The 20,105-nt window shown below is 59.2% G+C and carries 17 protein-coding genes and 2 pseudogenes; 4 read left to right on the forward strand and 15 right to left on the reverse strand.

The genetic code is table 11. The features are described from left to right. Positions 1–107: 107 nt before the first annotated feature. A complete protein-coding gene (locus ASF13_RS25350) occupies positions 108–713 on the reverse strand; it encodes a phospholipase D-like domain-containing protein (protein ID WP_369814376.1) in 606 nt (201 codons plus the stop codon). 12 nt (positions 714–725) lie between these two features. On the opposite strand from ASF13_RS25350, the gene ASF13_RS25355 reads away from it, so the two are divergent. After that, positions 726–908, forward strand: coding sequence for a hypothetical protein (locus ASF13_RS25355; RefSeq protein WP_369814377.1), 183 nt, complete (start codon positions 726–728; stop codon positions 906–908). 177 nt (positions 909–1,085) lie between these two features. On the opposite strand, the pseudogene ASF13_RS25360 reads toward ASF13_RS25355, so the two are convergent. Together ASF13_RS25360 and ASF13_RS24785 are read right to left on the reverse strand one after the other, a co-directional pair. Continuing rightward, a pseudogene (locus tag ASF13_RS25360) lies at positions 1,086–1,574 on the reverse strand (phospholipase D-like domain-containing protein); the annotation flags it as partial. Positions 1,575–1,744: 170 nt separating this feature from the next. Continuing rightward, on the reverse strand, positions 1,745–1,912 hold the full coding sequence (locus ASF13_RS24785) for a hypothetical protein (RefSeq protein ID WP_199177631.1): 168 nt from the start codon (positions 1,910–1,912) through the stop codon (positions 1,745–1,747). 731 nt (positions 1,913–2,643) lie between these two features. On the opposite strand from ASF13_RS24785, the gene ASF13_RS12380 reads away from it, so the two are divergent. After that, a complete protein-coding gene (locus tag ASF13_RS12380) occupies positions 2,644–4,647 on the forward strand; it encodes a bifunctional diguanylate cyclase/phosphodiesterase (protein ID WP_056236661.1) in 2,004 nt (667 codons plus the stop codon). Between the two features lie 221 nt (positions 4,648–4,868). Here the strand turns inward: ASF13_RS12380 and ASF13_RS12385 are convergent, their stop codons facing one another. The 7 genes from ASF13_RS12385 to ASF13_RS12415 all read right to left on the reverse strand — a co-directional run bounded on the left by ASF13_RS12385 (position 4,869) and on the right by ASF13_RS12415 (position 14,872). Next, positions 4,869–7,082, reverse strand: coding sequence for a TonB-dependent siderophore receptor (locus ASF13_RS12385; protein WP_056236663.1), 2,214 nt, complete (start codon positions 7,080–7,082; stop codon positions 4,869–4,871). 145 nt (positions 7,083–7,227) lie between these two features. Then, positions 7,228–9,171, reverse strand: coding sequence for a Fe(3+)-hydroxamate ABC transporter permease FhuB (fhuB, locus tag ASF13_RS12390; protein WP_056236665.1), 1,944 nt, complete (start codon positions 9,169–9,171; stop codon positions 7,228–7,230). After that, complete coding sequence (gene fhuD / locus ASF13_RS12395; protein ID WP_056236666.1) at positions 9,168–10,061, reverse strand: Fe(3+)-hydroxamate ABC transporter substrate-binding protein FhuD; 894 nt, start codon at positions 10,059–10,061, stop codon at positions 9,168–9,170. The genes fhuB and fhuD overlap by 4 nt, the downstream gene beginning before the upstream one ends. Before the next feature lie 75 nt (positions 10,062–10,136). Then, positions 10,137–11,513, reverse strand: coding sequence for an efflux transporter outer membrane subunit (locus tag ASF13_RS12400; RefSeq protein WP_056236668.1), 1,377 nt, complete (start codon positions 11,511–11,513; stop codon positions 10,137–10,139). Continuing rightward, entirely contained in the window at positions 11,510–12,742 is a 1,233-nt protein-coding gene (locus tag ASF13_RS12405; RefSeq protein ID WP_082502349.1) for an HlyD family secretion protein, read from the reverse strand. The genes ASF13_RS12400 and ASF13_RS12405 overlap by 4 nt, the downstream gene beginning before the upstream one ends. Next, positions 12,739–14,379 carry an MFS transporter gene (locus ASF13_RS12410; protein WP_369814378.1) on the reverse strand — a complete coding sequence of 547 codons (1,641 nt, stop codon included), beginning with the start codon at positions 14,377–14,379 and terminating at the stop codon, positions 12,739–12,741. The genes ASF13_RS12405 and ASF13_RS12410 overlap by 4 nt, the downstream gene beginning before the upstream one ends. Positions 14,380–14,440: 61 nt before the next feature. After that, positions 14,441–14,872 (reverse strand): MarR family winged helix-turn-helix transcriptional regulator, encoded by a 432-nt coding sequence (locus ASF13_RS12415; RefSeq protein ID WP_056236671.1) that lies wholly within the window; start codon positions 14,870–14,872, stop codon positions 14,441–14,443. A 142-nt stretch (positions 14,873–15,014) separates the two neighbouring features. On the opposite strand from ASF13_RS12415, the gene ASF13_RS12420 reads away from it, so the two are divergent. Further along, a complete protein-coding gene (locus ASF13_RS12420) occupies positions 15,015–15,485 on the forward strand; it encodes a GNAT family N-acetyltransferase (RefSeq protein WP_056236673.1) in 471 nt (156 codons plus the stop codon). A gap of 254 nt (positions 15,486–15,739) precedes the next feature. Here ASF13_RS12420 and ASF13_RS12425 read toward each other — a convergent pair whose 3' ends face one another. Continuing rightward, positions 15,740–15,994 carry a hypothetical protein gene (locus ASF13_RS12425; protein WP_056236675.1) on the reverse strand — a complete coding sequence of 85 codons (255 nt, stop codon included), beginning with the start codon at positions 15,992–15,994 and terminating at the stop codon, positions 15,740–15,742. Between the two features lie 216 nt (positions 15,995–16,210). Next, positions 16,211–17,812 (reverse strand): D-alanyl-D-alanine carboxypeptidase family protein, encoded by a 1,602-nt coding sequence (locus tag ASF13_RS12430; protein WP_056236677.1) that lies wholly within the window; start codon positions 17,810–17,812, stop codon positions 16,211–16,213. Positions 17,813–17,930: 118 nt separating this feature from the next. Here ASF13_RS12430 and ASF13_RS24935 point away from each other — a divergent pair. After that, positions 17,931–18,081, forward strand: a pseudogene (locus ASF13_RS24935) (integrase); the annotation flags it as partial. Positions 18,082–18,366: 285 nt separating this feature from the next. On the opposite strand, the gene ASF13_RS12435 reads toward ASF13_RS24935, so the two are convergent. From ASF13_RS12435 to ASF13_RS12445, 3 genes are all read right to left on the reverse strand, one after another. After that, positions 18,367–19,317: a DUF2971 domain-containing protein gene (locus ASF13_RS12435; RefSeq protein WP_056236678.1), complete on the reverse strand. Its 951-nt coding sequence runs from the start codon at positions 19,315–19,317 to the stop codon at positions 18,367–18,369. A 211-nt stretch (positions 19,318–19,528) separates the two neighbouring features. Next, complete coding sequence (locus ASF13_RS12440; RefSeq protein ID WP_056236680.1) at positions 19,529–19,852, reverse strand: hypothetical protein; 324 nt, start codon at positions 19,850–19,852, stop codon at positions 19,529–19,531. A gap of 1 nt (position 19,853) precedes the next feature. Then, a complete protein-coding gene (locus ASF13_RS12445) occupies positions 19,854–20,090 on the reverse strand; it encodes a hypothetical protein (protein ID WP_056236682.1) in 237 nt (78 codons plus the stop codon). Positions 20,091–20,105: the final 15 nt, after the last annotated feature.

Below are 20,105 nucleotides of genomic sequence, written 5' to 3' on the forward strand. Positions count from 1 at the left end.
CGTGCCAGTGCGGACTGCACTGGCATCCAGGTTGAGCGGCCCGCGACTGACTGCCCCTGCTGGCCTGACAGCCTGGCAACGGGTGAGTATGCCCCCTGCCGTTGCGGTTACAGCAACCACTCGATCGGTAAACGCCACACCAGCCTGACCAGCAGCCTCTGCATCAGGCGGGTGCGCGGTTCATGCTTGTGTACCTGTTCACGCGCCTCGCCCGGATACTCAACCCAGTTGACCCGCCCCCACTTATCCAGCCGCAGCGTCCATGCCCGCTCGCGCAGGTTATCGATAAAGCGCTGGTGCAGGGTGGAAGCGAGGCTCTCGCTCTCAATCACCAGCCCCATCTCGGTGTTGAGCACCGCAGAACGCGGATCAAAGTTAAACGAGCCGATAAACACCGTTTTATTGTCCACCGAGAAGGTTTTGGCGTGCAGGCTGGAGCCGGAGTTACCGGTCAGCCCGCGGTCGTGCGGCGCATCCTGGGCGTTGCCCTGCGGTTTCAGCTCATAGAGGGTGATGCCATGACGCAGCAGTTTCTTACGCCACTTGGCGTAGCCGGCGTGTACTACCGAGACATCGTTGGCCGCCAGAGAGTTGGTGAGAATGGCGATCCTGACCCCTTTGCGCACCAGCGCCAGCAGCTGCGCCACGCCTGAGCGGGTCGGCACAAAGTAGGCAGAGATAATATCAAACTGCTGCTGCGGCTGGCCGATCACCTCCAGCAGCCGCTGCGGCAGCAGGCTACTGGTTTTTGCCCGCCCCAGCCCTTTACGCGGATCGTCGCTGAGCAGACGGGTATGCGCCCAGATAAACGGCAGGCTGCGCTGCTCGAGCTCGCTGACGAAGGTCGAACTGTGCAGGCGGCTCAGGTAACGCTGCACCTGCTCGCTGTCGCGCCAGGCCTCCGGTAGCGACACCGCCGAAGGGGCATCTGCCGCCGCGTCTTCAACCACCGATGCCAGCGGTGCCACGGCCTCGCACTGCCAGTAGCGGCCGAAGTCCCGCGAGACCTCGCTGACCACCGGCCCCACCGCCAGCACGTCGAGATCGGAGAACAGCGGCGCGTCACCCGCGCCAAAATATTCGTCACCGATGTTGCGTCCGCCGACGATGGTTGCTTCACCGTCTACGGTAAAACTCTTGTTGTGCATCCGTCGGTTAAGCCGGGCGAAATCGGTCAGATAGCCCAGCGCACGTAGCAGGCGGAAAGAAAACGGGTTAAACAGTCGGATCTCAATATTTTCATGGCGGTTGAGTTCGCTCAGCGTCTCATCCAGCCCCTGGGTATTGTTGTCATCCAGCAGCAGGCGCACTTTTACCCCACGCTGCGCCGCCTCCAGCAGCGCGCTGAACAGCAGCCGCCCGGACATATCGTTCTGCCAGATGTAATACTGAATATCGAGCGTCTGCTGCGCCATGGCGATCAGCAGGTAACGGGCAGCAAAGGCATCCAGACCTTCCGCCAGCGGATAGATCCCGCTGTGCAGCGGATGCGCCGCCACCAGCGGCATGATCGCCCGCTGTAATCGCGGCGCCTCGTCGGGCCGCACAATTGACTCAGGGCCAACGTCGCTCATCACTGTTCCTTTACACGTCTTCGGGTCACGTTGCTCTCCCCCGCCGCAGGATCGGCGCACGGAGGACTCAATCAGCGTAGCACGGGCGTCGGCCGCTGGCGGAAGTTAACTGAAAACAGGGGGTACGGCGTTAAAGCCGCAGAGATCGGGTTATGCAGAATAGCGCGGGATCAGAGCGAAGAGTTATCAGACAGTTGGCAGGTTTTAACGTCGATTTTCTGTTCAGGGGGAGTACGAACGTCAGAAAGCCAGGTGAGCGTGAACAGCACCGTCACGGTGATCAGCCCGGCGGCCAACAGGCCAACCAGCGCCAGCAGTTTGTCTTCTCTGGAATCCATTACGCCTCCCTCCGTGGTATCGGCATTGCAGCGGCCCGTTGCCGGGGATTATGACAGCCACAATGTAATAGTCAGGACGAAGATTATAAGGGTTAGGGAGGTGACTGCAAGTACCACAATGGCAAACTGCGCATCATCCAGCGGGATCCGGGGCTCTCTTTCCGGTTTTAATTCAGAACTCTTTTTCATGTTCAGCCACAGCGTACTGACAAAAACCCCACCCGGGTGCCAGTAAAATTTAAATGACGTCCATTTCATACAGTCAGATAAAATTCAAAATTCGCCGTCCGGACAGGGCAACAAAATAAAGAATTACTTACGTAAAATCAGCGCAGAACCCAGACAAAATAGCAGCGTCAGCCTGCAACACCACCCTGTCTGATGCGAATAATCATAACACAGCGGTGAAAAAGATTAATGCATTAAATTGACTTATATCCGCTGATTCAGGAATAAGATATTCCTTTTGGTAATGCACCCACAGCAGGTTTAGCTACCCTCCTTATCTTTGCGCCGTGAAACAGTTTATATAAATTAATGCAAGTCTCTGAGTCGTATCGGATAAAATGCCTGATTACGCACGCTTAACGTCACGCGCCGTCCAGCGTCATTACGCCTGTTTTCGCCGCGTTTTGCGCCAGATGACATGGACTCAGGCCTGAAATGGCTTGATAATACTGGCGCTAACGTGACAGCTTCGCCCTGATTCTTGCAGCGCTACCAGGTTTATTATGTATCGACATCGCCTTCCTGAAGAGAGTTTATTCATTTTTGAACAGATTATTGAGCAGAGCAGCCAGGCGATTTTTATTGTCGATAACATTCTGGCGCTGACCTTTGCTAATCCGGCAGGTGAAGTTCTTTATCAGCAACTGCTGAGTAGCGGAAAGCTGCGCGATGCCCTGCTGGCGGACGATCCGCAATGCGATCTCTCTTCCCCACGACAGCCCTGCTATCTGCGCACCCGAGTGGTGAATCTGAACGCTCCCCCTCACGCCGGTGACACCCTGCTGATCGCCAGCGACATCACCACCGAAGTGGTCGCACAGCAGGACGCCCGGCTCTCCCGCTGGCGTCTGGAGAAGACGCTGGAGCTGGCAGAAGAGGGCTTCTGGATGTGGGATATCACCAGCGGCATGATTTCACACAACAGTGACTGGAACCCGCTGTTTGGTTTTAGCGACGGCAAGCTGACCCACCATCAGGATGCAATGTTCGCCACGCTGCACCCTGACGATATTGCGGCGGTAAAACAGCATTTTTCCGCGCACCTGAGCGGGCAGACCTCGCAGTTTCACTGCGAGTACCGCGTGCTGACCGCCGCAGGCCAGCGCTGGGTGCAGAGCCACGGTAAGGCGGTGCGTCACGACGGCCAGGGGCAGGTGGTGGAGATGCTGGGTAAAGCCAAAGATATTACCGAAAAAAAACGCCGGGAAAGCGCGATGTTACAGCTGGCCTGGCAGGATCCGCTGACCCAGTTAGACAACCGCGCGCGCTTTTACGATAAGGTCGAAGCCGCGCGGACGCACGCCAACAACGGCCAGTTTTCCGCCCTGCTCTACCTCGACCTCAACCGCTTTAAAGAGGTTAATGACAGCCTCGGCCACAGCGCCGGTGATGAACTGCTCAAGCTGACCGCCCAGCGCCTGCGTGCCACCCTGCGCAGCCATGACACCATCGCCCGGCTTGGCGGCGACGAGTTTGCCGTGCTGGTGACCAACCTTGGCGAAAGTCACGCACCCGCGCGTGAAAAGTTGATCCTGCTGGCCGACCGTCTTTTGCACAGCCTGGAGCAGGATGCGACGATCGCCGAACGCCACGTCAACATCAGCAGCAGCATTGGCATCTACCTGTACCGCGACGACACCACGCCGATCGCGGAGATGATGCATAAGGCCGATATGGCGCAGTACTACTCCAAGCGTAACCAGCGCAAGTGGATGTTCTGGTCGTCGCGCCTGCATGCTGAACAGCGCCAGCGGGACAGCATCGAGAGCGGCCTGCGCCGTGCGCTGAACAACGACGAGTTATTCCTTGAGTATCAGCCGCAGTTTTCGCCGGCGGGGATCCCCCTCGGTCTGGAAGCGCTGCTGCGCTGGCGTACGCCGGACGGTGAGCTGGTGCCGCCCGCGACCTTTATTCCGGTAGCCGAAAACAGCGGCCTGATCCTCAATATCAGCGAGTGGGTGCTGGAGCAGACCTGTCGTCAGCTGAAGGCCTGGCAGTCGCTGCGTGGCATGGACCAGGTACACGTCTCAGTCAATATCAGCCCTCGCCACCTGCGGCGCAGCGACTTTATCGCCCAGGCGGAACGCATCGTCAGCCGCAGCGGCATCGTGCCGCAGCGGCTGAGTTTTGAAATTCTGGAAACCGCGCTAACCGATATCGACGACGTGCAGCGCAAGCTGCTGGCGCTGCGCGATATGCAGCTCGGGATTGCGCTGGATAACTTCGGCAGCGGCATGGCCTCGCTGACCGGGCTGCGCCGCCTGGGGATCGATGAGGTGAAGATTGACCGCTCGCTGGTGATGGAGATGAACAGCAATGCCCAGCAGCTGCAAACCATCCGGGCGATTATCGCCATGTGTCAGGCGCTGGATATTAATATTGTTGCCGAAGGCGTAGAGAACCGGGCGCAGTTTGACACCCTGTGCCAGCTTGGCTGCCACCGTTTTCAGGGCTGGCTGTTTTCACGATCGCTGCCGGTGGATCAGGTGCAGAGTTTGTTTATGTGAGCGTTACCCGTGGCACAACCTGCGGCAGAAACCGCGAACGATCGCGCCAGCCAGGGCACCGGGCAGATGCTGAGGAGAGTCACTGAGCCAGGTAAGGGTAACAGGCTATGCCGGGTAACGGTTTACACCACCTGGTGGAGAGGAAAAGGAAGCTGACACCCCGGGGTTCTCCCTGGCACCACGGGGCACCAGGGAAAAAGCGGCAGCAGCAACCCTGCCCGTCAGAAATCGTAAGACATCGACAGTTTCAGCTGGCGGGGCGCACCCTGATAGATATAGGTGCCGTAAGTTTCCACGCCCGACCAGTAGCGCTTGTTGGTAACGTTATCTACGCCAAGACGCCAGACCAGATCGTTCTCCTGTACCTTCATACGGTAACGCGCACCGAGATCCAGCGTGGTGTACGCATCCAGTTTTTTGGTGTTGGCCGGGTTGGCGTACTGCGAACCGGAGTGGGTCAGACGCGCGGTGGCGGTCAGCCCTTCGACCGGCTTGATATCATACTCCGCGCCCAGCACGCTGGTGAAGCCGGCCACGCCGACGGCTTTTTTGCCGTCGTTGGTGCCGTTCTGCGTTTTGGTCATGGTCGCATCCAGCCAGGTGGCGCTGCCGTTCAGGCGCAGGCCGAGCACCGGCTCGCCGAAAACGTTTAGCTCAACGCCGCGGTTGCGCTGCTCGCCATCAAGGGCGAAGTGAAGCGTCTCCGGGTTGGTAATACCCTTCGGCTTTTTGATCTCAAACAGCGCCAGCGATCCGCCAACCCGGCCGGTATCCACCTTTACGCCGACTTCATTCTGCTTAGCCAGCGAGATACCGGAAACCGTGCCGGGGTTGGCCGTTGCCGTTGAAGGTGCCGTTTCTCCCGGAGAGAGTGACTCAATATGATTAGCATACAGCGACACTGCCTCCCATGGTTTCACCAGGATACCGACAGCCGGCGTCCAGCGGGTTTCGGTAAAGCGTTCTTTGACCTTCTCTGCAACCGTACCGTAAGCATAGTTACGCACCACCACCTTCTGATGGCGGGCGCCTACCGTCAGCAACACCTTGTCTTCCAGCATACCCAGCGTGTCGGACAGCAGGATCCCCTGGCTACGTACCCGGCTGGTCGGGCGTGGATCGTCAAGATCGCCACCAAAGTAGGTCAGATCCGGTTCGTCCACGCGACCGGGATTATAGATATTGGTGGCATTTCCGCCGGCCAGGTTCATCCCGTAAGCCGTCTTTTCACGCTTCGTCATTGCCGAATAGCCAACATTTACCGAGTGACTCACCGCACCGGTCGCGAACGTCCCACGCATACCGAACTGACCGCTGAAGGCATCAATTTCCTTATTGGTATCCATGCGGCTGATTTTTGCATCACCGCTGGCGTTGCTCAGCTTCGGCGTGCCGTAAGCACCATACTCGTGCGAATGCTGACCACCTACCGCACCGTACAGGGTCCACTCCTGCGCCACGTCATACTCGGCGCGCGCCATACCAAATTCGCTCTCCAGGTTGCTGTAGACCCAGTTCTGGCTGTAGTTGCTGGTGGCTTTCGGCACTTCCGGGATAAAATCAACGCCGCTGACGTTCACCCCAAGACGGCCGCCGTGATAGGCCTGCTTCTGGTAGCCCATATCCAGCGAGGTACGCAGCTTATCTCCACGGTAGTCCAGCCCCAGCGAAGCCAGCGTGGTGCGGCGCTTCTCATTATCAATCGCTGAATCGCCCTCACGGTCCAGCAGGTTAACGCGTACGCCCCACTGGTTGTCGTCGCCAAAGCGGCGGCCGGCGTCCAGGCTGCCGCCGATCTGATTTTTGCTGGTGTAATCAACGCCAACGCGGGTCAGCGGCACCTCTTCAGCGTGCTTTGGCTCCAGGTTGATCATGCCGCCTACGCCGGAAGCGGCGCCGCCGTTCATCAGCGCGTTAGCGCCTTTAAACACCTCCACCCGTTCAACCATCTGGGTGGACACCACCTGACGCGGCATCACGCCCGAGAGGCCACCAAAGGTCATATCGTCGCCCGCCAGGTCGAAACCGCGGATGCGGTAGGTCTCGGCGAAGTTGCCGTAACCCTGCACGTTCTGGATCGAGGCATCGTTCGCTACCACATCCTTAATCGATTTCGCCTGCTGATCCTGAATCAGCTTCGCGGTGTAGCTGACCACGTTAAACGGCACGTTGCGCGCATCCTGCTCACCCAGCATGCCCATACGGCCACCGTTAGCGACCTGCCCGTCCAGATAGGCCGGTACCAGCCGATCGCCGCCCGGCGTAAACTGCGCCGCGGGAGTGGCCACTACGGTCAGCGTCTGCTCAGGGCCTTTATCGTCGCTGGCGGAGGTTGTCGGTCCGCCAGCGGCAGCAGCCGGAAGCGTCGCTGCGCTGATGGTCAGCGCCAGCAGGCTCAGTTTGAACCGGGCGGAGGTGGGGAGAGATGCGTGCATGGGCCATCCTGCTTGTTCTGGAATGATAATGCTTATTATTGGGATTGCGATTATCCGAATCATTCCTGAAAATGCAAGCTGAAAAACGCGCCACGAATTAAGTGACGGGCCGCCCGTCACGCGGCCTGCGGCAGCCACTGAGCAATTATCGCTGCCGTAACAACCAGATAAAGCAGGGGGCGCCAATAAAGGTTGCCAGTAATCCGGCCGGAATCTGATAGGGGAAAATCACCACCCTGCCCAGCCAGTCGGCCAGCAGCATGATGGCGCTGCCGAGCAGGATCGCCACGCACAGCTGCGACAGCGCCCGGTGATAGCCCAGCAGGCGTGCCAGATGCGGGGCCATCAGACCGACAAAGCTCAGCGGACCGATCATCAGCGTGGCGGCGGCGATCAGCGCGGCGGCCAGCAACAGGATCAGCAGCCGTGACTTCAGCAGCGGCACGCCGGTACTTAGCGCGGTGTCAGCGCCGAGCGGCAGAATGGTCAGCCAGCGCCGCAGCAGCGGGATCGCCGCCAGCAGCACCAGCGCCAGCCCGGCCACCGCCAGCGCCTGGCTGCCAGTGACCCGGTATGTCGATCCGGCCAGCCAGCTTAGTACCTCGCCGCTGCGCGGGTCACCGCTGGCCAGAAACAGCGTCAGCAACGTGCCGTAAATCGTGCTCAGGGCGATACCCACCAGCAGCAGACGGGTGGCAGAGAGCCCGCCGCGGCTGGCGAGCAGCACCATCAGCCCGAGGGTCAGCCCCGCCCCGCTCGCGCCGGCGGGCAGCAGCCAGACGCTGATATCCCCCGGCACCAGAAACATCAGCAGCACGATGGCGCAGGCGGCGCCGGAGCTGACGCCGAGCACCTCCGGGCTGGCCATCGGATTACCGGTCATCCGCTGCACCAGCATGCCGGCGGCGGCCAGCATCGCCCCGGCTACCGCTGCCGCCAGCACCCGCGGCCAGCGCCACTGCAGCAGTGACGGGTCGGGAATCAGCCAGCGGCCGCCGTCGCCGCTGAACAGAGCCAGCAGCACCAGCAGCAGCAAACCTGCGGCCAGCAGCAGCAGGCCGCGCGCGTTCAGATGCCGCTCGCGGCGCACGGCGAGCGTGGCGTCCGTCTGCGCCACCCGCGCATGACGCAGCCGCGGCAGCAACCACAGCATCAGCGGCGCGCCGAGCAGGGCGGTCACCGCACCGGTAGGCAGCTCGCGCCACAGTCGGGTCAGCAGTATCACCGCCTGATCGCTGAGCAGCAGCAGCAGCGCCCCGAGCAGAGCGGCGCCGATCAACCGCGAAGCCAGCCGGCGCACGCCCAGCAGCCGGGTGAGGATCGGCGCAAACAGCCCGATAAACCCGATCACTCCGACGCTGGCCACGGTCATCGCGCTGAGCGCCACCGCCAGCAGCAGCCCGGCAACGCGCACCAGCGCCAGCCGCATCCCCAGGTTACGCACCACGCCATCGTCCAGGCCCAGCAGCGCCAGCGGACGGATCATCAGCGCAATCAGCCCCCCTGCCACCAGCATGCGCGGCCAGAGAAACTGTACCGCGCTCCAGTCATACTGATTGAGCATGCCGCTGCTCCAGATAAACAAATTCTGCAGCCGATCGTGGTTAAACAGCGCCAGCAGGCTTTTGACCGCGCCGCCGTACAGGCCAAAAACCAGCCCGGCAAGGATTAGCGTCACCGGCGACAGCTGCCGCCCCCAGGCGATGCTCAGCACCAGCCCGCCGGCCAGCAGGCCACCGGCGAGTGCGCCCAGCTGCTGGCCGCCCTCTCCCCAGCCGGCAGCGTACAGCGTCATCAGCGTCAGGCCCAGCTGCGCACCGGCGGCCACGCCGAGGGTCGAGGGCTCCGCCAGCGGGTTACGCAGAATTTGCTGGAACAGCGTGCCGGCTACGCCCAGCCCGGCACCGACCAGCAGCGCCAGCACGGTACGCGGCAGCAGGCTGAAGTGAAACAGCATCTGCCGCACGTCATGTTCGTCCGGCGCGGTCAGCGCCTGCCACCACAGTCGGTGATCCAGCTGCTGCTGGCCGTTGATCAACAGCAGGATGAGCGCCAGTGCGGGCAGCAACAGCAGCAGTGAACGGCTCATGCGGCCTCCTCCAGCGTCAGTGTCAGCAGTTGACTGAAACGCAGCGCAGAGTAGTTAGCGCCAAAAAACCACACCGCCGGCAACAGGTGCAGTTTGTTATCACGCACAAATGGGATACTACGCCACAGCTGCGCCCGGGCGATCTCGCGCATCGGGTCGTCGTCGCCGTGCAGGAAACAGAGCGCTCTCACCCCTTCGACCTGCGCCAGCTGCTCAATACCGATAATGGCGCTGCCCCAGGCATTGGTTTCCCCCTGCCAGGCGTTGACCAGCCCCAGCCGCGCCAGCACATCGGCAAACAGGCTGCCGCGCCCAAACACCATCACCCGGCGGCTGTCGAGAAAGCTGAACAGCAGCAGGGGTTCCTCACGAAAGCGGTGCAGACGCTGCGCGGCTTCAGCGAACCGGTGCGACATGCCGTCGAGCCAGGTTTCGGCGGCCGCTTCACGTCCCAGCAGCCCGCCCAGTGCACGCAGATCCTGTTCGGTCGTGGCTAACGGCCCGTGCGGCGCGCGGCTGAACTGGCTAACCCACTGCGGGGCCAGCGGCGCAATGCGCGCGGCGTTGGGGCCGAAGCCGCTGGAGAGCAGGATCAGTGACGGCTTGAGCCGCTGCAACAGTTCAAGACTGGGCTCACTGCGCAGGCCGACATCCTGCACCGTCGGGGCAAGCTGCGGCTCTACCACCCAGCGGCGGTAGTTGGGCAGGTCGGCCACCGCCAGCGGCATGACGCCCAGCGCCAGCAACAGCTCAACCGGACGCCACTCCAGCGCCACGATGCGCTCAGCAACGCTCGGGGCGGCGAGCAGTGAACCGCAGTTCAGCAGCGGGGTACAGGCCAGCAGCTGCAGCAGACGACGGCGGGAGGGGGAAGCAACAAGGTTATACATGTAATAGAAATGATTATTATTTAGCTCAGGATGCCGATTATGCCCTATCCCTGGGCTGTGACCTAATTTGCCAATTTACGGCTGCCAGCCGCCACCCAGCGCACGATAGAGGTCGACCTGCGCCAGCAGCAGGTTGTTCTTCGCCTGCACCACGCTGAGCTGAGTAGAGAACAGAGTGCGCTGTGCATCCAGCTGATCGAGGTAAGATGCGTAACCGTTCTGGTAACGGTTAGTGGCGATACGTAACGCCTCGCTGACCACCTGCTGCTGATTCTGCAGCTCCTGCAGCTGTTCGCCGTAGCGCTGGATGGCGTCCAGGTCGTCATTGACCTCGCTGAACGCGCTGCGCACCACCTTCTCATAGTTGTACAGCGCCTGGTTGCGACCGGCCATCGAGACATCGACCTGCGCGGTCAGCGCCTCGCGGTTCAGTAACGGGGCCAGCACGCTGCCGCCGATGCTCCACAGGCGGAACGGATTATCCACCAGCTGGTGCAGTACGGAATTCTGCAGCGTGCCGCTGGCGGTCAGGTTCAGCGACGGCAGCAGGCTGGCGCGCGATGACTGCAGCGTGGCGTCGGCCGCCAGCAGCTGGCGCTCCGCCTGCACAATATCCGGCCGCCGCTGCAGCAGCTGCGACGGCATTACCGCCGGCAGCGTCTGCGGCTTCAGCCGGTCGAAGCGCGGGCTGCGGGCGATCTCACGCGGGTTCATGCCCACCAGGATGCTTAACGCATTCTCCTGCTGGGCAATCTGATGACGCAGCAGCGGGATCTGCGCTTTCGCGGTCTGATACTCGGACTGCGACTGCACCCACTCCAGCTTTGAGGTGTACCCGCTGGCAAACTGACGCTGTGCCAGCTGCAGCGAGTTCTCGCGTGTAACCAGCGTCGCCTGCGTCACCCGCAGCTGCTCGTCCAGCGACACCAGCGTCATATAGCCGGAGGCCACCGAACTGGCGATGGTCAGCTCGGCCGCCGCAGCCGCGGCCTGCATAGCGGCCAGCGTGGCGCCGGCGGCATCAATGCTGCTGCTGCGCGCGCCCCACAGGTCGACGTTATAGTTAGCCTGCAGCAGCCCCTGAAATACCGTGGACTGCACCGGCTGCCCGGTCGCCGCCGAGATCGTGCGCGCCCGGGTGGCCGCTACCCCGGCGTCCAGGGTCGGAAAGTTATCCCCCTCCGCCCCGCGCAGCCGGGCGCGGTACTCATCCACCCGCGAACGGGCGGTGAGAATATCCGGGTTATTGCGCAGCGCCTGCTCCACCAGCCGGTTAAGGTCGGGATCGTTAAACGCCCGCCACCAGTTAGCTTCCGGCGCAGCGGCCGGGCCGGCCTGGTTGCGCCACTGTTCGGGGATCGGCAGCGAAGACGGAGCCTGCTCAACGTGGGTGGCACAGCCGCTCAGCAACGCGGCCAGCAGCAGCGCCGCGCCGGTATGACGGCGGATCATGGCTGGCCCCCAGCCGCGCCACGGTCATCTGCCGGTGGCACAATCCGCCCCGTCGCGTTCCCCTTACCATCGTCTTCAGTGGTGGTGGTCATGCCCGCGCCGGCTGACGCGCCCGGAGCCGCGCTGCGGTCCGACACACTCCCCTGCTGCGTTTCATCCGGCTCTGCTCCGGTATCAATACTCACCTCCACCGACATGCCGGGGCGCAGCCGTTCCGTATTACCGCCGGTAATGCGGATACGGACCGGGATACGCTGGGCGATTTTGACGAAGTTACCGGTGGCGTTGTCCGGCGAAATCGCGCTGAACTCCGACCCGGCCGCCGGCGAGATAAACTCCACCTCGCCGCTGAAACGCTCGCCGTTCAGCCCGTCCACGCGGAAGGTTGCCGGCAGGCCTGGGCGGATGCGCGCCATCTGCGTCTCTTTCAGATTGGCGATCACCCATTTTTGTTCAGGCACCACCGAGGTCAGGCGGGTACCGGCGCTGACGTAGGCCCCAAGCCGTACCGACATCTGCCCCAGCTGCCCGGACGCCGGTGCGACGATCTGCGTGTTGGCCAGATCGATTTTTGCCAGCTCCAGCGCCGCCTGGGCGCTGGTGACGTCGGCCGCCAGCGAGGCGCGGTTCACGATAGCGGTTTGCAGATCCTGCTTTGACACGTCCAGCGTCGCCTGGGCCTGCTGCACGTCCGCACGGGTCTGCGCGTTGCTGGCGCGGGCCGCGTCGCGTTCACGCACCGACAGCGAACCGTCGGCGGCAAGGCTCTCCACCCGCTTCAGATCCAGCCCCCCCTTCAACGCCTGGGCGCGGGCGTTCTGCAGCGCGGCCTCGTTGCGGGCGATCACCGCCTGCGCGCTGCGCTGCTGCTGCTGGTTATTCGCCAGCGCCGCCACCTTCATCTCCAGCGCCGCCTGCGCCTGGTGGACCTTCTGCCGGTAGATGCGGTCATCAATGGTCATCAACAGCTGCCCCTGCTGCACCGGCTGCAGATCCACCACCCTGACCGCGGTGATATAGCCGCTGACCTGCGGGCTGATAAAGGTCACCTGCCCGCGCACGTAGGCGTTTTCGGTCGACTGCATCTGGCTGGTAAACGGCGGCAGCTTCCAGGCGTAGAGGATCACCAGCACCCCGACCAGCGCAATGCCGGCACCGAGGGTAATTGATAAGATCCGCAGCTTGTTATTTCTCTGGCGTTCAGCAAACTGCTGTTCCTGTTGGCTCATGCTTTCCCCGTCCCCGGTATTGTTGTTGTTTGTTGCATCGCTAAGCGCTCGGCTTCCGCCTCACGTTTAGCCTGCTGCCAGCTGAGGTAACGCAGACGACCAATGCGCCAGGTCACCCACAGTAAGGTGACGCCGGCCATCGCCGCCGTCAGCAAATAGACGTCGTTATAGGCCAGCACGTTGGCCTGTAACGTGGCCACCGTCTGCAGCTGGCTGGTACTCTGCGCACCGAGCAGCACGCCGTCGCCCAGCTGGCTGGCAAACAGGCTGTTGTACTGCGCCAGCCGTTCGGTGACGTTAGGGTCCAGCAGCGACAGCTGGTCGGCCAGCAGGCTGGAGTGGTACTTCTCACGCCAGGTCTGGAAGGTGCCGAGCAGCGCCGAGCCCATCAGCCCGCCGATGTTCTGGCTCATGCCGAACAGCACCACAAAGCTGACCAGATTTTTCGGCTGGGTGACCACGCCACCAATGCCTAAGAGCATGGCCGGAGCGATAAAGAAGGCGGTGCTGAACCCAAGCAGGAACTGGCTGAACAGCATATTGTCTGCGCGGGTCAGCGGGTTGGACTGCGCGTCCATCAGCGACGCGACCATCACAATCCCCAGCGACAGGACGATCGGCCAGTTAAGGTGTCTGGGGTTGATGGTCAGCGCGCTGACCACGATGCCGCTCGCCACACCGGCCAGAATCGCCAGCGCCAGCCCCTGCATCTGATCGTTGAGCAGCCCGACCTGCTGCAGATAACCGATCGCCCCGGTGTTCTGCTCGGCCAGCATCATCCGCAGCAGGATCATCACGATACCGAGACGCACGATCGCCCCGGTCCCCAGCCAGCGGGTGTTGATCAGCGGATTGCTGCGGTTGTGCTCCACCACCACCGCGGCAATCACCAGCACCAGCCCCAGCGCCAGGCAGACGCCCAGCCACGGCGTGCTGGTCCACCATTCGATGCGCCCCAGCGACAGTACGGCACAGAACAGCGCCATGCCGGGTGCCAGCAGGAAGAAGGTGAGAAAATCCTTCTTTTCAAAAACCTTGGTTCGTTCACCCGGCGGCAGCTTGAGGATCAGTACCGCCCCCAGCGACAGCAGCGCCAGGCCCAGTTCGAGCAGATACAGCCCGCGCCACTCGTCCAGCTGCAATAGCTCGCTGGAGAACAGCCGCGCCAGCGGGATCGCCAGCTGCGACGCGCCGATACCGATCGCCAGCGCCTTCAGCCGGTGCTTCGCCGGCCACGCCTGCACCTGGTAATAGATGCCCAGCGAACTGAGCGCGGCCCCAACCATGCCGTGCGCGGCGCGTACGATAATTGCCGAGCTGAGATCGTTGACCAGCAGATGAAAGAACGCCACCAGCACGTAGAGCACCAGGAAGGCTTCGGTGAACACCCGCAGCCCGAACTGCTGGCGGAACTTAACCAGTAACAGGTTGATCGAAATATTGCCCATTACGTACACGGCCGGCAGCCAGGCGATCTCATTGCTGTACGCGCCAAACACCCCCTGCAGGTTGGTGAGATTGGCGGTGACCAGCGCGTTGCTCAGCGCGCCGGTGATTGAAATCAGCAGGCCGACGATGCCAAAAGCGAGCCGTTTGTGCGTGGGGTGTTGCGGGGTTGAGGGGGAACCAGGCAGCATCGGCTTTTCGCCGGGCGCCCACTCCCGTGGCGCATAAGGGTTGGTTTTCACACGCGACACATTACTTACCTTCCGTCGCCACCAGCAGCTGTTGCAGCACCCGCTCAGTGATCCGCAGCTCGCCAGGATCGATATCTGCCAGCAGCTCGCTGCGCAGCGCATCAGCCTGGATTTTCAGATCCCTGTACAGTTCATCCCCCAGTGGGGTAACGTGGAGCAGGCGCTTGCGGCGATCTTCCGCCGGCTGCACACGCTCCACCAGCTGCTGTTTTACCAGCCGGTCGATCAGTGGCACCACGCTTGCATCTTCCAGGCCAAGCGCCTGCGCCAGCGCCTTCTGGGTGATTGGCGTCTCCTGGATCGCAATGGTGGCCACGGCCATCCAGCTGCTCATGCTCAGGCCGTTATCTTTGACCCGGCGATCCACCGCCTGGCGCCAGGCATGAGCGGTAAGATGCAGCAGGCGGGAAAAGTTAAGTTCCTGCGTATTCAATGTTTAGGCACCTAATGATTAGAGATCTAACTAAATGGCCCTGCAATTATAACCGTGCGCGGTTAAACAAGGGAAGAGCTAAGAAAAAGTTTAGATAATTCTGAACCACAGCGCCACGTGGTGGATAAACAAAGGAAAAAAAATGTCATCAAGCGCAATTATACCCCTCAGACAACAGCCTCAGCGTGCGGAGGAGATCGCGCATTTTCTCTTCCAGGAGTGGCACCAGCTGGATAACTGGGCCGATCCTCTCGAGGTGGCTGAACGTCTGCATCAGCGTAATCTGCCGGGCAGCGTCGGCTTTACCCTGCTTGCCCTTAGCGACAGCGGTGAGCTGAGCGGTACGGCCAGCGTCATTGAATATGAACTGAGCGATAACCCCGCCCGCCGCTACTGGCTTGGCGAAGTATTTACCCTGGCCGAGTGGCGCGGCCAGGGGATCGGCTCACGGCTGGTCAACGCCTGCATCGCCCACGCGCGGCAACAGGGGGTGGCAGAGTTATGGCTGTATACGCCGGATCGGCAGGCACTGTATCGACGTCTGGGCTGGCGCGAAGTCGAGCAGCGCGAGGTCAACGGAGAGTGGGTGTCGGTGATGGTGCGGGCACTGTAGTTCCCGGGCAGGCTGTATCAGCCGCGATCTTCAGGCGTAATCCGCAAGCAGTTAATTTTGAAATGGATGCTGCGCTAACGATGATTGCCGGGCTGACGCGATAGCCGTCATTATTCAGGAGGCTGCATTGGCGCTGATTGCCGGGGGTAATGCGATAACATCATTGTTCTGCGGCAGCGCTAACTCAGGATGAGTGCAGAAGCCGTAATAGCCGGATACGCCTGCGGCAGGCGTATCCGTCTGAGGCCGCATCGTTACGCGGCTTTGTTCACTTCAATTTCGATATCACTGATGATCGATTCAATCTCATCATGCAGCTTGCCCTGGGCATTCAGCAGCTTATCGATCTTGTCCGCCAGGTCCTTATCTTTGTACTCGCCGGTATCGAAAGCCAGCCATTGAGAAGACAGGGTCTCCGCATTATTCTGCGCGTAGTGACGGATCTCCTTCAGCTGAGAAAGAACGTCATGGAGGTACTGCTCTTTAGTTTTGTTTTCAACTTCTGACATGCCTGTTTCCTTCTGTTGGCGTTGGAAGGAATAAGCTTAGTTGGGGAAATCTGAACTTCATTAAGAATATTCGCAAACGCGCTTCCGGCTGGTGACCGGAGATACCGGGGGCTTGCCACCAGACCATTTCAAATGATTTGGTGCAATGAAAAACCATATTATGATAAGTGATGAAATTTATAATAAACAGGTGATCCCGCACCGGCACGCGCAGAATTAGTCGTACTGCGCCTTTATCGCCGCCAGCATCGCTGCACAATCGGTAGCCCGGTCCTGTTTCGCGCTGGCCGCCAGCGCGATGACCACTAATCGCTGATGGTCCGGCATCTGCGCCAGACAGAACAGGTTAAACAGGGGGGTCAGCGTGCCGGTTTTGCCGCCGATCACCGTCGGGTCTGAAAACAGCAGATCGTTGGTGTTAATAATATATTCCAGCCGCGGCGCGTTCCCCGAGACCTTAATAGCGTGAGTCTGGGTTCGCCAGCTCTGCATAATCAGAGGATATTGCGTTGCCGCCGCGACCATTTTCAGAACATCAAGCGCGCTGGCGCTGTTTCTCCCCAGCCCGGAGGGCGTGGTAAAACGCGCCGAGTGCATCCCCAGCGCCTGCGCCCTGCTGTTCATCTGTGCCACCCAGCGGCTGACCGCCTGCGGGACGCTGTAACCGCTCTGCCCTTCTGCCGTCAGCAGTTTGCCGCCATAAATCCGCGCAACCATATTCGCCGTCACGTTGGACGAGGGCAACATCAGGTTGTAAACCGCATCCCGCAGGCAGAGCGTATCCCCTTCGGCCAGGTTAGCGCCCGATCCGGTGGCGGGATCGCAGGAAAGCCGGGTAAGTTTCTCGCTATATTCCGGCTGGCCGTCAAGTAACACGATGGCCGTCATGATTTTAGTCAGCGAAGCCAGCGGGTGAATCGCGTTTTCGCCATCAGCGATTAATACCTTTTCCGGATTTATGCTGCCGTCATGGTTAATTATCGCGGCAACACGCGCCTGTGAGGTGGTCACCGATACCTGACTGACCGGATGAAGCGCACGCGGATTGTATTTTTCGGGCCGGCCAGCCGGCGAAGAAGCGCCACCCGGTTTATACCCCGCCGCAAGCCAGGCCTGAATCTTCGCTATAACCGGCTCTGCCGGTAGCGGGCTGGTCGCCACTATCCGCCCTAACAGCAGCGGGCTGGACGGCACCTGGCGGCCAACGGTGCCGAACAGGGTAAAAGGCGTGGCAGGGATTGCGCTAAGCGTAAACGTATCGATCTCTCTGCCATCGACGATCAACCGTGAGGCATCAGGCTGCGCGCTGAGAACCAGCTGCACCCGGTGCCAGACGCCGGGCGATACCGCCACCGGTTGCGGCATCCCCCCTGCCCCTTTTCCCCCTGAAGCACCGGCAATAAACACGCCAAGCAGCGTCGGGAGGTGGGCCAGTGCGACACCGTTGAAGGCACCGTTCTGCACGATTTGCAGGCGAGCGACGGCCCCGGTGGCCTGCTGCCAGATAACACGCTGCATCGTGGCCGGATCAAGGTAGCGATAGCTGAAGCTGAGCAAAGAGTCGGGTTGCGACACCAGCGGAGCCGATCCGGTCAGCCCTTGCCCCCCGGCGCTTTTTCCCGCCAGCGCGACAGCGCCGTCGCTTTCCAGCAACTGCACATCGCAGCATAAGGCATTGCTGAGGGTAACCTTGCCACACAGGCTGTGGAGTCCGATAAGGGGAGACCCGGCTAACGGAGGCTCGGCATATTCCGGCCGGGTAAAATCAAATGCCGTAAACTCCCCTGACGGGAACAGGCTGGCGATTTCATCTGTCATGGCAGGTACCTGCCACCTCGTAGCGATAGGTTTTCAACGAGAGATGACTGTAGCACAGGCAGCAGTTAACAGGTTAAAGGGTTATCTCATTAACGATAAGTCGAGCGCCTCATCGGGTACTCATCACGATCTGAAAGCAAAGGGCATATCAGACCTGTCCGGCAGACTGGCAGACTATTTTCGTTCACAAAAATATTGAGCAGACCGCACGCTATGACAGGAGGATTGTGGTGGCTCCGGTGGTCGGCGGACATAAGAAAGCTGAATAATATTAGGTAGGAGTATTATGAAAGGACCCGCAAAAACAAAAAAACCGCCTTTAAGGGGCGGTTACGACATCATTCAACTGCTTGTTTTTATTCGATATTTCAATATGGTGCCCAGAGTGGGACTTGAACCCACACAGCCATAAGCCGAGGGATTTTAAATCCGGCTTTTATTTCATAAAAATCAACACGTTAACTATAATATTCATAATTTAATGATATTTTAAAATCCATGAAAATCATATAGTTAAATTTTATAAAGTGATAATATTATGACCTTGTATGCCTCTAATGATTTTCATCCTGATTAAGGTCATCAAAGGCTTCTTCGATTTCGCTTAAAGATAGCGCATCGAAGTAACTATTTTGATACTCTTCAGGATTGATTTTTTTCCTTTTCAATCTGAACCCACCACCTTCCACTTCGATTTTCCAGTATTTTATTTTACTAAGACTGCCATTCAATAATTTTATGACTGCTGAAATTGTAGAGCCTTTGCATCTCATACCGAAAATGATGGACCTTATTGGTGGGTAAGACGACCGCAATCCTATACTATCGAACATTCGCCATTCATTCTCATAAGCCCATTCTCGTGACTTAGTAAGGAGACAAACATTTTTTATCTCTTCAATAACATCCCCTTCCTTTAACCACCTTTCGATAACACTAACTTTGAGCTCTCTTGAGCCACCATAAATTATTTTCCTGGCTTTATCCTCCGGAGCGCGTGACATATCATACTCTATACATAACCCATTGTGATTATTAGAATAATGTGACCACATTAATGGACTATCATACCTTCTGCTCAGACACAGCACGCCAGTTTTGAAAACTGAAACTATCTCATTCTCAATAGATGATCTAAATCTTTCCTCCCTATACCAGTTTCTATCATTAACTTGGGGATCTTTAGAGTTATATTCAACATCCTTTAAAAAACCATCAATTTCAGAATTTGATAGAATCCTTGTCCGGTTATCAGCAAAATCGCCTCTAACCTTAAGCTTCCTAGCAATCAGGGCTATCTCCTTCTCACTCCTCTTTTTAATCAATGTACACGCCACGCTTTTAAGCGTCTCTAAATCGACATCAACTACAACTACAGGTTTACAGTCTAAGGGGTCATTGAAAACAGCCGGATCTGAATAATAAGACTTCCGTTCTAATATTGACTGAACAGTGTTTTCATTATAAGAAAGATACTTATATAAATTCTTTGGCAATTTAACCATAATTAAACCATCCCTACTTATTGATGTAGTTCCTTACATTATAATAATCTGAGTTCGCTGTCATGGGGTGGCGGGGGTCGAGAGTTCGAATCTCTCCGTGCCGACCAAAAAGCTCAACAAAAGCAGCCTGTTACGGCTGCTTTTGTTATTGATTCTTTTCGGAATGGAAAAACTATGGAATTACTATGGAATAATGAGGGCTCAAAATCCTTCAGATTGTGGGCCTGAGCCACTCCCTCGTCTCATGCAGTACCCACGTCACCACTCCCAGCAACTGGACATCCTCAAGCGCCTGCCCCTCTATAGCTTCGCCGTCTTCCGTGATCAGCGCACCACCCATCAGCTTACCGACGTACCCACTCCCGAATAACTCAAAAGCTACCTTGTCGCCCTGCTCTGGTTGCAGCGACCGATCAACAACCAGGATGCGACCAGGCACGTGAATCATCGTTGTATCCGACGTGTGGGCGATCATCAACTCGTTCAGGCACAGCTCTTTTTCTGCATAGTCTGTTGCCGGTGATGGAAAGGCCATGTCAGTACCCCGCGCTCGGGCTGAACAGGGAGAAGATACGCCGCTCGCCCTCTTCGGTGGAGATGTCCGTGAAGCTGGTCTGGTAGAACTCGATCCAGCGGTTGGCCTCGCGCAGGGTGAAATGGTGGTTAAGTTTGGCAAGTTCAGCCTGAAAGTCCACGGTGCTTACCGTGCGGCGACCGTGCTCGTGTTTGATAGCTGCTCTGAATGCGATTGATATTTCGTAACGACGGGGCATGATACCCTCCTGAAT

The sequence above is a fragment of the Erwinia sp. Leaf53 genome (assembly GCF_001422605.1).
GTDB lineage: Bacteria > Pseudomonadota > Gammaproteobacteria > Enterobacterales > Enterobacteriaceae > Erwinia.